An 8,846-nucleotide genomic window follows, 5' to 3' on the forward strand; every position below is an offset into this window, starting at 1 on the left:
GACTACGAGGGGACGACGCTGCGCGACCATCTCGGCCTGCCGCGCCCGGCCAACCGCTTCTTCGCCTGATCCGTCGCCCGCGGGGGAGGTCCGTTGCCCGGTCATCGGCCAGCGAGGCAATTAGTTTCTTAACAGCCCGGCGCCTCCTCCGCTCTAACTGTCTGGTGCCGCCGGCCTCTCGGGTCTTCGGCTCGACAAGGAGGAAGCGATGCCGGACGTCCCGCGGGAGATCAGGGTGACAGACGGGGCCAGGCGCCTCGACGTGCATTGGCAGGATGGCACCGTCTCGCGTCTGCCGGCCGCGACCCTGCGCGCCGGGAGCCGCAGCGCGGATGCCGTCCGTGCGGCCGTCGAAGCGCTTCCCCTGGCACTGCCCGACGATCTTGCGATCCGTGATGTCCAGGCCGTCGGCGCATACGCGGTGAACCTCGTGTTCTCCGACGGCCATGACCGGGGAATCTTTCCTTGGTCCTACCTGCGTGCGCTCGCCGAGCGCGCCGACGCGCGCCTCTGAGGTCTTCCATGGACGAGATCCACGACGCGACCTCCGAGGTCTCCTGCGATGTGCTGGTGATCGGTGGCGGCACGGCCGGGCCCATGGCCGCCTTGAAGGCGAAACTGCGCAACCCGGCGGCCCGGGTCGTACTCTTGGAGAAAGCCAACGTGAAGCGCTCCGGCGCGATCAGCATGGGCATGGACGGGCTGAACAACGCCGTCATACCGGGCTATGCAACGCCGGAGCAGTACACCAAGGAAATCACCATCGCGAACGACGGCATCTGCGATCAGGCACCGGTCTACAAGTATGCGGAGCGCTGCTACGCGATCATCCAGGAACTCGACCGTTTCGGCATCCGCTTCCAACGCGACGGCAACGGCGAGTACGACGTCAAGAAGGTGCACCATCTCGGCACCTACGTCCTGCCGATGCCTAACGGCGAGACGGTGAAGAAGGCGCTCTACCGGCAGTTGCGCAAGGCGCAGGTGCTGATCTCGAACCGCTTCATGGCGACCCGCCTCCTCAACGCCCCCGATGGCGCCATCGCGGGGGCGGTCGCGGTCAACACCCGCAGCGCCGAGTTTCTGGTGATCCGCGCCAAGGCGGTGATCCTGTGCCTCGGGGCCGCCGGACGCCTCGGCCTGCCGCAATCGGGCTATCTCTGGGGCACCTACGAGAACGCCACCAATTCGGGCGACGGCTACAGCATGGCGTATCACGCCGGCGCCGGCCTCGCGAACCTCGAATGCTACCAGATCAACCCGCTGATCAAGGACTATAATGGCCCAGCCTGCGCCTACGTAGCCGGTCCGTTCGGCGCCTACACGGCCAACAGCGAGGGCAAGCGCTTCATCGAGTGCGATTACTGGTCCGGTCAGATGATGCAGGAGTTCTACAACGAGTTGCAGAGTGGCAAGGGGCCCGTCTTCCTCAAGCTCGACCATCTCCACGCCGAGACCGTGGCCGAGATCGAGACGATCCTGCACAAGGTCGAGCGGCCCTCGCGCGGGCGCTTCCACGAGAACCGGGGGACGAACTACCGCGAGCGGATGATCGAGATGCACATCTCGGAGGTGGGGTTCTGCTCGGGGCACAGCGCGTCCGGCGTCTTCGTCGACGAATTCGCCCGCACCACCGTGCCGGGGCTCTACGCGGCCGGCGACATGGCCAACGTACCCCACAGCTACATGCTTGGCGCCTTCACCAACGGGGCCATCGCGGGCGAGCACGCCGTCGACCGGGCGGGCGAGATCGACTGGCCGGAGATCTCACGCGAGGACGTCGCGGCCGAGCGCGACCGGGTGCTGGCGCCGACCCGGCGCGAGGACGGCATTCCACCCAACCAGATCGAGTACAAGACCCGGCGCTTCGTGAACGACTACCTGCAGCCGCCGAAAGTGACGGCCAAGATGGAGATCGGACAGCGCCGCTTCGCAGAAGTTCGCGAGGATTTGGAGACCCGCATGGTGGCCCGCGACAGCCACGAGTTGATGCGCGCCCTGGAGGCGTCCTCGATCCTCGACTGCGCCGACATGGCCGCGGCCGCCTCGCTCTATCGCACCGAGAGCCGCTGGGGCCTCTATCACAACCGCACGGATCATCCGGAGAAGAACGATGCGGACTGGTTCTGCCACACCATCCTGCGCAAGGACGCGGGCCGCATGATCAGCGAGAAGCGCGCGGTCACCCCCTACATCGTGCCCATCGCCGAGGACGAGCGCGGCGCCTACGACCGCCAGCGCGTCCGCAGGCAGGCCTGACCCAAGGATCATCGCGATGCCTCTCGCCCATGCCCCCAGTACGGTGCCCGTCACCGTGGATGACGCCAAGTGCATCGCCGACAAGGGCTGCACCGTCTGCGTCGACGTCTGCCCCCTCGACGTCCTGCGGATCAGCGACCTCACCGGCAAGGCCTACATGAAGTACGACGAGTGCTGGTACTGCATGCCCTGCGAGACGGACTGTCCGACGGGCGCCGTCAGCGTCCAGATTCCCTACCTCCTGCGGTGAGCGCGATGGCCGTGACCGATCCCTTCGAGGCGTTCGGCGACGTCGCCGATTTCGCCCTCGACCTCGCCGATCCCGATCCCGCCGTGCGTCGCGTCTCGGTCCTAGCGCTCGCCGAGACCGCCGACCCGGACGCGGTCCCGCATCTCGCCGTTGCGGTTGCCGACCCGGATGCGGGCGTGCGCCGCCAGGCAGCCGAGGCGCTTGGAGGCTTCGACGGACCCGCGACGGCGGCGGCGCTGGCAAGTGCGCTCACCGATCCGGTCCGCGACGTTGCGGCTGCGGCGGCGGAAAGCATGACCGAGATGAAAGACCCAGCTGCCGGCGCTCCGCTTCTCGCCCTCCTCGCCCATGCGGATGCCTTCGTGCGGGCCGCTGCTCTGCGTGGCCTGCGCAACTTGCGCCTCGCGACCGCCCTCGGGCCGGCTGTCGGTGCGCTCGGTGATCCTGAGCCGGCGGTGCGGGCTCAGGCCGTCGGTGTGATCGCCTACCTGAAGTCCGAGGAAGCCCTGCCGTCCCTCATCGGCGCCACCCGCGACCCCGATGCCGAGGTCCGGCGTGCGGGCGTCGGAGCCCTCGCCTTCTCCCGGCACGGCCACGCAAGCGAGGCGATCGCGGCGGCTTTGCGCGACACGGATTGGAGCGTCCGGGAGATCGCAGCCGATGCCCTCGGACGGACCGGTGCGTGGACCGGGACCGACGCCCTTCGCGAGGCGCTCGACGATCCGTACTGGCAGGTGCGCCAGAAGGCCCTGCGCAGCTTCGGCAAGTTGAAGACCAGCGATGCCGTCCCCGCGATCCTTCTGGTCCTGGGGGACGCCCGTCCGACCCTGCGCAAGGAGGCCGCCGCGGCCCTGGGCGAGATTGCCAATCCGCAGGCACGCGCGGGACTCGCGGCAATCGCGGATGATCCGGATCCGGATGTACGCAAGACCGCGCGCTGGGCGCTCGACAGGCTGCCGAATTGAGACCGGGCGCGGCCGCGCAGGCAAGCGGCCACCGTCGAGGAGACCCGGGGCCGCTCAGCCCTCGGTCAGTACGATCTCCTGCAGCCGTCCGGGACGCAGGAGGCGGATATGCGCCTTGTCGATCGCGACGATCCCCTCGCGCTGGAAGCGCTTGAGCATCATCGTCACCCATTGCCGGGTCGAGCCGACCAGGGCGGCGATCTCGTCGTGGGTGATGCGGCGCTCGATCGTCACGATCGCCTCCCGCCCGCTCCCGTCGCGCGTGCCGTAGAGATCGCCGAGATTGAGGAGCAACTGGGCCAGACGCTCTATGACCGAGCGTGTACCGAGCATCTGGGCCATCGCTGTGTAGCAGCGGCCCTTGGCCTCAAGGGCCGCGATCAGGCAGAGGGCGAAGCCCGGCATCTGGCGGATCAGGCTGCGCAGTGTCGCGCTCGACAGCACCGTGACCCGGACGGGCTCGATCGCGACGCCGGACCATTGATGTGCACCCCCGCCATGGATGCTGGGACCGCCGATGAAATGGCCCGGCGTCCAGTAGGCGAGCGTGACCTGACGCCCGGACGGGCCCGAATAGAACACCCGGACCCGTCCCGCCTCGATCAGGAAGATGCCGGCATGCGGTTCCCCTTGCGTGAACACGCTGTCCCCGGGGGCCAGCGTCATCGCGCGGCCCGCGGCCCGGACCCGGACAATCTCCGCCGCGGTCAGGCCATCCAGGAAGGTCGCACCGTCGTCGAACCCATCGATGGTCTCGCTGAGAAAAAGCGCGCTGGCGATCAGGGGGGCCGGCCTGCGGGATTCGAGAGGGGCGAGCGTCGCCGACGACATGGGAGAACTCGCTTCCGACAGAGGCATGCAGACCGGCGCTCCACCACCCGGCGGAGCGCGTTCGGCTGCGCTGCGATTATCCGGCCGGCGACTTCTGGAGCAATTCCAAATCCAGGCGCCTCGATAAGACGATCTCCTCTTTATCCCAAAGTCGGGAGACTTTGCTTCTTCGACCAGCGATCATCTCCATGGCTCATCAAGTCTTCGATGGGGAAGGAAATTAATTGCTCGCCGCATTGCGGCCCGACGCCGCTTAATGGGCCGGTCGCCGATACCTCGCTGCGCCCATCGAATACTGGTGCCGCCCCCGCGTCGCGGCGATCCGCTCTGCCCGAAGGAGACTGCCCGTGCCCCTATCCCGTCCGCTCGCCCGCACCCTCACCCGCGCGCTCGCGGCACTTCTCCTCACTGGCACGGCCCTCTGCGGGGCCCGGGCAGAGACGATCCGGATCGCCATCGGCACCCAGGACACCACGATTAACTGCGCCACCGGCGGCCTTCTAATCCGCGAGCTGAAGCTCCTAGAAAACTTCCTGCCCCGTGACGGCAAGTACAAGGACGCGACCTACGCCATCGAGTGGCGGAACTTCACGAGCGGGGCGCCCCTGACCAACGAGATGGTCGCGGGCAAGCTCGTGTTCGGCGCGATGGCCGATTTCCCGGGCTCCCTGAACGGCTACGCCTTCTCCAAGGCCGGGCGCAGGAGCCACTTCATCAGCGTGCTCTCGGGCAGCGTACAGGGCAGCGGCAACGGCATCGTGGTACCGAAGGACTCGGCCGTTCAGTCCCTGGCCGACCTCAAGGGCAAGACCATCTCGGTGCCCTTCGCCTCCACCGCGCACGGGCTGCTGCTTCGGGCCGTTAAGGCGCAGGGCTGGGACCCGGCCCGCGACGTGACTATCATCACCCAGGCGCCCGAGGTCGCTGGCTCGGCGCTGCTCGCCAACAAGATCGACGCCCACGCCGACTTCGTGCCCTTCGCCGAGCTGTTCCCGTGGCGGGGCTTCGCCCGCAAGATCTACGACGGTGCCCAGGCCGCCGCCCCGACCTTCCACGGCACCCTCGTCGACGCGGACTACGCGGAACAGTATCCGGAGATCGTCACGGCCTATCTGCGCGCGGCCATCGAGGCGGACCGCCTGGTCGCCGCCGAGCCGGAAAAGTACGCCGAGCTCATCGAGAAGGTCACGGGGATCGAGGCGGAGGTGGTCTACCTGTTCCACGGCCCCCTCGGGCTCCAGACCCGCGACGTGACCTGGAAACCCGAATACCGGCAGGCGGTGAAGACCTCCTTCGAGACCCTGAAGCTGTTGAAGAAGGCCGATTCCGACATCGACCTCGACCGCTTCGTGGACGACCGCTTCATCCGCGCCGCCTCGGCACAGGCCGGCCTGGACTACGAGGTCAGCCTCAAGGATTACGCGCCCGCTCCCCTGGTCGCGGCGGATGCGGGCACCGGTCAGCCAATCACGGATGTGTCCCGCGTTGCCCAGATCTGGGTGCGGGGCGAGGCGAAGGTCCGACACTACGCCTCGCCGGAGGCGGCCTTCGCGGCCCTCGCGACGGTCGAGCGCGGAGGGAGCGCGGCGCGCGCCTTCTATGCCCAGGACCGGCAATCCGGGATCAAGCTCCTGGCGACCCAGGCCTGGTTCGTACGCGATCGGGACGCGCGCCTCGATGCCTTCCTGCTGAAGGGCGACGCCGAGGCGTACGCCGCCAAGCACGGTGGCGAGGTCCTCGACTTCGCGGCCGCGCGCAGCGGTGGTGCGCGCCTGAGCGCCCGATGAGCGTGTCGGTCGCCGCCGGCCTTGCCCCAGTGGGCGCGCGAAACCGGGGGGCGGCATGGCTCGACGCCCTGCGTCACCTGCCCGGCCGGCGCCTCGTCCTGCGCGCGCTCTCGCTGGTCGCGAGCCTCGCCGCCTGGCACCTCGTGGCAAGCGGCAAGGTCGATCTCGGCGTGGTCAGCTTCCGCAACGTGCCGGCCCCTATCGAGGCCGCGCGGGCCGCCCTCGCCCTCATCCGGTCCCCGACGCTCTGGCCCCATCTCGGGGCCAGCCTCGCACGGGTCCTCACGGGGTTCCTGGCCGCGCTCGCCGTCGGGATCGGTCTCGGCGTCGCCATCGGCCGGTTTCGCCTCGCTGCCGACCTCCTGCTGCCGCCGCTGGAAATCCTGCGGCCGATCCCCGCCGTAGCCTGGATTCCCTTGGCAATCCTGATGTTCCCGTCCTCCGAACTGTCGATGGCCTTCATCACCTTCACGGGCGCCCTGTTCCCGATCCTCCTCAACACCATGCACGGGGTCGAGGCCGTCAATCCCCGCCTCGTCGCCTCCGCCCGCAGCCTCGGCGCGGGCCGGGCTGCGATCCTGCGCGAGGTGATCCTGCCGGGGGCGACCCCCAGTATCGTCACAGGGGCGGCTATCGGCATGGGCACGGCGTGGTTCTGTCTCGTGACCGCCGAGATGATCTCCGGCCAGTACGGGATCGGCTACTTCACCTGGGAATCCTACACGCTGCAGAACTACGACGACATTGTCGTCGGCATGCTGCTGATCGGTCTGCTCGGGATGGGCTCTAGCCTGATCGTGCGCCGTATCGGAGCCCTGCTGACGCCCTGGACCGCCGCCGGAGGCGTACGATGAGCGGGCCCGCAGAAAACATCGGCGGCCGCGTCGCGGTGGAGGGGGGAGCGATCCGGCTCGGCCGGGGGACTGGGGCCTTCGACGTGGTCGAGGACATCGACCTCGACATTCCGCCTGAGCAGTTCGTCTGCCTCCTCGGCCCCTCGGGCTGCGGTAAGTCGACGTTGCTCGGGGCGGTGGCCGGGCACCTGTCCCTGCAACGCGGACGCGTCAGCCTCGACGGTCGGGACATCGCCGGCCCTCACCCCGACCGGGGCATCGTGTTTCAGCATCACACGCTGTTTCCCTGGCGCAGCGTCCTCGACAACGTCGCCTTCGGTCCGAAGATGAAGGGGGTGGCGAAGGGCGAGCGCTTGGCCGCGGCACGCGATTTTCTCGATCAGGTCGGCCTCGGCGACTTCGCGGATCATTATCCGGCGGAACTGTCGGGCGGCATGCAGCAGCGCGTCGAGATCGCCCGCGCGCTGATCAACCGGCCCCGCGTCCTCCTGATGGACGAGCCGTTCGGCGCCCTCGACGCCCAGACGCGCCTGACGATGCAGGAACTCCTCCTGAAGGTCTGGAGCCGGAACAGGACGACGATCCTCTTCGTCACGCACGACATCGACGAGGCACTCTTCCTCGCTGACCGCATCGTCGTGATGACCCCGCGTCCGGGGCGCATCCTCGATGATCTCACGATCGACTTCGCGCGCCCGCGCCAGCGCGACCTAATCTCGGACCCGCGCTTCACGACGCTCAAGCGTCACTGCCTGATGCTCCTGCATACGGAGCCCGCCCGCCTGCCCCTGGCACGCCTCACGCCCATCGGGGTTCCGGGCGCCGTCGAGTCGCATTGAGCCTGGTTCGCAGACGTCTGCTCAGGCGAGGTGACACGCGACGCGATGGCCCGCCTCTGCCACATCCCGAAGGGTCGGCGTCTCCGAGCGGCAGCGTGCAACGGCCAGGGGGCAGCGCGGATGGAAGTGGCAGCCCGACGGTGGCGCGTAGGGGCTCGGCAGTTCGCCCGCCGGCGCGGTCTTCGCCCGATGCGATCGGCGCTCGCTGGAGGGCACGGATGCGAAGAGCGCCCGGGTGTAGGGATGGGCCGGGGCCTGCACGAGGGCGTCCCGCGTGCCGGTCTCGACGATGCGCCCTAGGTACATCACCGCCACCCGGTCGGACACATACTCCACCACCGAGAGGTCGTGGCTGATGAACAGGAAGGCGACGCCGCGCCGGTCCTGCAGATCGAGCAGCAGGTTCAGGATCTGAGCCTGGACCGAGACGTCGAGGGCGGAGACCGGCTCGTCGCAGACGATGAGGTCGGGTTCGGTCGCGAGTGCCCGGGCGATGCCGATGCGCTGGCGCTGCCCCCCCGAGAAAGCATGCGGAGGGCGTGCGGCCGCTTCCGGCGGCAGGCCGACATCGGAGAGGAGCCGTGCCACCCGGGCCCGGCGCTCCGGGGCGGAACCGAGACCGTGGATACGCAGGGGTTCCTCGATCAGCGCGCCGACGGTCCAGCGTGGATCGAGCGCTGCCCCGCTGTCCTGAAACACCATTTGAAGTCGCCGGCGATCGCCGCGCAGCGCCCGGCGCGACAGCCCGACGAGTTCGCGTCCGTCGAGCTGGACCGAGCCACGACTCGGCTCCACGAGGCGCAGTATGGCCCGTCCGAGGGTGGACTTGCCGCAGCCCGATTCCCCGACAAGGCCGAGGGTTTCGCCAGCGCGGAGGGTCAGCGACACGCCGTCGACGGCACGCACCGTGCCGCAGGCCGTCCGGTGGTGCACCGCGAGATCGTCGATGAGGAGCAAAGGTGTCGGGGCGGCGTCAGGCGTCGAGGCAAGCAGCGGGTTGCTCTGAAGCATGCAGGTCTTTCCAGCGCAGGCAGGCGACGCGCTCCGAGGCGTCGCCTGCC

At 68.8% G+C, this 8,846-nt stretch carries 9 protein-coding genes; 7 read left to right on the forward strand and 2 right to left on the reverse strand.

What is annotated here, in order from left to right:
* Positions 1–208: 208 nt before the first annotated feature.
* Genes AC3WLN_RS22735 through AC3WLN_RS22750 form a run of 4 tightly spaced genes read left to right on the forward strand, consistent with a single transcriptional unit; the run spans position 209 to position 3,474 of the window.
* Complete coding sequence (locus AC3WLN_RS22735) at positions 209–514, forward strand: gamma-butyrobetaine hydroxylase-like domain-containing protein (protein WP_492485072.1); 306 nt, start codon at positions 209–211, stop codon at positions 512–514.
* 8 nt (positions 515–522) lie between these two features.
* Positions 523–2,259, forward strand: a complete 1,737-nt coding sequence (locus AC3WLN_RS22740; RefSeq protein WP_492485074.1) for a fumarate reductase/succinate dehydrogenase flavoprotein subunit — start codon at positions 523–525, stop codon at positions 2,257–2,259.
* A gap of 16 nt (positions 2,260–2,275) precedes the next feature.
* On the forward strand, positions 2,276–2,509 hold the full coding sequence (locus tag AC3WLN_RS22745) for a 4Fe-4S dicluster domain-containing protein (protein ID WP_492485076.1): 234 nt from the start codon (positions 2,276–2,278) through the stop codon (positions 2,507–2,509).
* A 5-nt stretch (positions 2,510–2,514) separates the two neighbouring features.
* Entirely contained in the window at positions 2,515–3,474 is a 960-nt protein-coding gene (locus AC3WLN_RS22750; protein ID WP_492485078.1) for a HEAT repeat domain-containing protein, read from the forward strand.
* 54 nt (positions 3,475–3,528) lie between these two features.
* Here the strand turns inward: AC3WLN_RS22750 and AC3WLN_RS22755 are convergent, their stop codons facing one another.
* Positions 3,529–4,305, reverse strand: coding sequence for a Crp/Fnr family transcriptional regulator (locus AC3WLN_RS22755; protein WP_492485079.1), 777 nt, complete (start codon positions 4,303–4,305; stop codon positions 3,529–3,531).
* Between the two features lie 341 nt (positions 4,306–4,646).
* On the opposite strand from AC3WLN_RS22755, the gene AC3WLN_RS22760 reads away from it, so the two are divergent.
* Genes AC3WLN_RS22760 through AC3WLN_RS22770 form a run of 3 tightly spaced genes read left to right on the forward strand, consistent with a single transcriptional unit; the run spans position 4,647 to position 7,785 of the window.
* A complete protein-coding gene (locus AC3WLN_RS22760) occupies positions 4,647–6,092 on the forward strand; it encodes an ABC transporter substrate-binding protein (protein WP_492485087.1) in 1,446 nt (481 codons plus the stop codon).
* Positions 6,089–6,946 (forward strand): ABC transporter permease, encoded by an 858-nt coding sequence (locus AC3WLN_RS22765; RefSeq protein ID WP_492485081.1) that lies wholly within the window; start codon positions 6,089–6,091, stop codon positions 6,944–6,946. The genes AC3WLN_RS22760 and AC3WLN_RS22765 overlap by 4 nt, the downstream gene beginning before the upstream one ends.
* Complete coding sequence (locus tag AC3WLN_RS22770; protein WP_492485083.1) at positions 6,943–7,785, forward strand: ABC transporter ATP-binding protein; 843 nt, start codon at positions 6,943–6,945, stop codon at positions 7,783–7,785. The genes AC3WLN_RS22765 and AC3WLN_RS22770 overlap by 4 nt, the downstream gene beginning before the upstream one ends.
* Before the next feature lie 21 nt (positions 7,786–7,806).
* On the opposite strand, the gene AC3WLN_RS22775 is transcribed toward AC3WLN_RS22770, so the two are convergent.
* Positions 7,807–8,796, reverse strand: coding sequence for an ABC transporter ATP-binding protein (locus AC3WLN_RS22775; RefSeq protein ID WP_492485085.1), 990 nt, complete (start codon positions 8,794–8,796; stop codon positions 7,807–7,809).
* Between the last annotated feature and the right edge of the window lie 50 nt (positions 8,797–8,846).

This window comes from Methylobacterium sp. FW306-05-D (genome assembly GCF_058782155.1).

Excerpts from the sequence above, each read along its gene's own strand:
- AC3WLN_RS22735 (WP_492485072.1), top strand. The coding sequence starts at position 209 with ATGCCGGACGTCCCGCGGGAGATCAGGGTGACAGACGGGGCCAGGCGC.
- AC3WLN_RS22740 (WP_492485074.1), top strand. The coding sequence starts at position 523 with ATGGACGAGATCCACGACGCGACCTCCGAGGTCTCCTGCGATGTGCTG.
- AC3WLN_RS22745 (WP_492485076.1), top strand. The coding sequence starts at position 2,276 with ATGCCTCTCGCCCATGCCCCCAGTACGGTGCCCGTCACCGTGGATGAC.
- AC3WLN_RS22750 (WP_492485078.1), top strand. The coding sequence starts at position 2,515 with ATGGCCGTGACCGATCCCTTCGAGGCGTTCGGCGACGTCGCCGATTTC.
- AC3WLN_RS22755 (WP_492485079.1), bottom strand. The coding sequence starts at position 4,305 with ATGTCGTCGGCGACGCTCGCCCCTCTCGAATCCCGCAGGCCGGCCCCC.
- AC3WLN_RS22765 (WP_492485081.1), top strand. The coding sequence starts at position 6,089 with ATGAGCGTGTCGGTCGCCGCCGGCCTTGCCCCAGTGGGCGCGCGAAAC.
- AC3WLN_RS22770 (WP_492485083.1), top strand. The coding sequence starts at position 6,943 with ATGAGCGGGCCCGCAGAAAACATCGGCGGCCGCGTCGCGGTGGAGGGG.
- AC3WLN_RS22775 (WP_492485085.1), bottom strand. The coding sequence starts at position 8,796 with ATGCTTCAGAGCAACCCGCTGCTTGCCTCGACGCCTGACGCCGCCCCG.